The organism is Pseudoalteromonas sp. SR45-5 (genome assembly GCF_014163565.1).
Taxonomy (GTDB): domain Bacteria; phylum Pseudomonadota; class Gammaproteobacteria; order Enterobacterales; family Alteromonadaceae; genus Pseudoalteromonas; species Pseudoalteromonas distincta.
Genome location: NZ_JACJDN010000719.1, coordinates 1 through 1,851, shown reverse-complemented (window position 1 = coordinate 1,851; position 1,851 = coordinate 1). Strand labels below are relative to the sequence as shown.

At 40.2% G+C, this 1,851-nt stretch carries 2 protein-coding genes; one reads left to right on the top strand and one right to left on the bottom strand.

Features of this window, described 5'->3' with window-relative positions; genetic code table 11:
* On the bottom strand, nucleotides 1–339 hold a 339-nt coding region (locus H5072_RS18355), incomplete at its 3' end, for a TIGR02453 family protein (RefSeq protein WP_182694377.1).
* Nucleotides 340–417: 78 nt separating this feature from the next.
* On the opposite strand from H5072_RS18355, the gene gorA reads away from it, so the two are divergent.
* The gene (gorA, locus tag H5072_RS18350; protein ID WP_039485720.1) at nucleotides 418–1,779 is read left to right on the top strand and encodes a glutathione-disulfide reductase; all 1,362 of its coding nucleotides are present in this window, start codon (nucleotides 418–420) and stop codon (nucleotides 1,777–1,779) included.
* The last annotated feature ends 72 nt before the right edge of the window (nucleotides 1,780–1,851 follow it).

The window sequence follows — 1,851 nt, the reverse complement described above, 5'->3', positions numbered from 1 at the left end:
AAAACATTCGTCATTTGCTAAGTGAAAATAAAAACCAGGGGCGTGTACGTCTTTTCCCATAAAATGGCGAAATTGAATCCCTACATTAATTTTATATGGGGTTTTATCTTTACTAAAACGCGCGTCTTTATGGATTCTCATTAAACTACCGCCGACTTTTTTATCTGATGCGACAAAATGGCTAGAAACCTCAGCAAGTGGTGCTTGCATTTGCCTAATGAAATCTAAAGCGGGCTCTCTTACGTATTCCTCATACTGTGATTTATGGTCGTTAAACCAGTCTCTATTATTGTTTTGATCAAGCAGAGCAAGAAATTCGAATGTTTTTTTACTAAACATAGGTCACCTAAACACTCTTTATTTTTAAAACTTAATGTTATGCTAATGCGCATAAAACTCAACGCCTAAGGACATAAAATGACACAACACTTTGATTATATTGCAATCGGTGGTGGCAGTGGTGGTATTGCCTCTGCAAATAGAGCGGCAATGCGTGGCGCTAAAGTAGCACTTATAGAAGCAAAACACATGGGCGGCACGTGTGTAAACGTGGGCTGCGTACCTAAAAAAGTAATGTGGCACGGTGCTCAGGTTGCTGAAGCAATTAATTTATATGCCCCAGATTACGGCTTTAATGTTGAAGTTAAAGGCTTTGATTGGAGCAAGTTAGTAGAAAGCCGTGAAGCCTACATAGGCCGAATTCATAAAGGTTACGACAGTGGCCTTGCTAGCAATGGCGTTACTGTAATTAAAGGCTTTGCTAAATTTGTAGATAATAAAACAGTTGAAGTAAACGGCGAGCACTACACAGCCGATCATATATTAATTGCAGTAGGTGGACGCCCAAGCATTCCGCATATTGAAGGTGCTGAACACGGTATCGATTCAAATGGCTTTTTTGAATTAAAAGAGCAACCTAAACGCGTTGCAGTAATAGGCGCAGGCTACATAGCCGTTGAGCTTGCTGGTGTATTACATGGTTTAGGTACTGAAACACATTTATTTGTTCGTAAGCATTCTCCACTTCGTAACTTTGACCCATACATAGTTGAAACCCTTGTTGATGTTATGGCTGCTGAAGGCCCTACTCTTCATACAGAATCTGTACCTCATAAATTAGTTAAAGAAGATGATGGCTCTGTAACGCTACATTTAGATAATGGCAAAACTCATAACGTTGACCAAGTAATTTGGGCCATTGGCCGCCAGCCAACAACAGATGCAATTAATGTTGCCGCTGCCGGCGTAGAAGTTAACAGCGATGGTTTTGTTAAAGTTGATGAGTTTCAAAATACCACAGCTAAAAACGTTTATGCGGTTGGCGATATTATCGAAAACGGTATTGAACTTACGCCTGTAGCAGTTAAAGCAGGGCGTACTTTATCAGAACGCTTATTTAATAAAGAACTACCTGATGATTTAAAAATGGATTACAGCCTAGTTCCTACTGTTGTATTTAGTCACCCACCAATTGGTACTATTGGCCTTACTGAGCAAGAAGCTATCTCTCAGTATGGCGAAGAAAACGTTAAGATTTACCAATCTGGCTTTACGGCTATGTACACAGCGGTAACTAAACATCGCCAGCCTTGTAAAATGAAGCTTGTATGTGCCGGCCCAGACGAAAAAGTAGTTGGCCTACATGGTATTGGTTTTGCGGTTGATGAAATGATTCAAGGTTTTGCAGTTGCCATGAAAATGGGCGCTACTAAAGCTGATTTTGATGCCGTTGTTGCGATTCACCCAACAGGTTCTGAAGAGTTTGTTACTATGCGCTAGGCGCTAAACTCTAAGCGCTCAATTATAAAAAGCCCTTGTTAAGTAATTAGTAAGGGCTTTTTAATGCTTGTT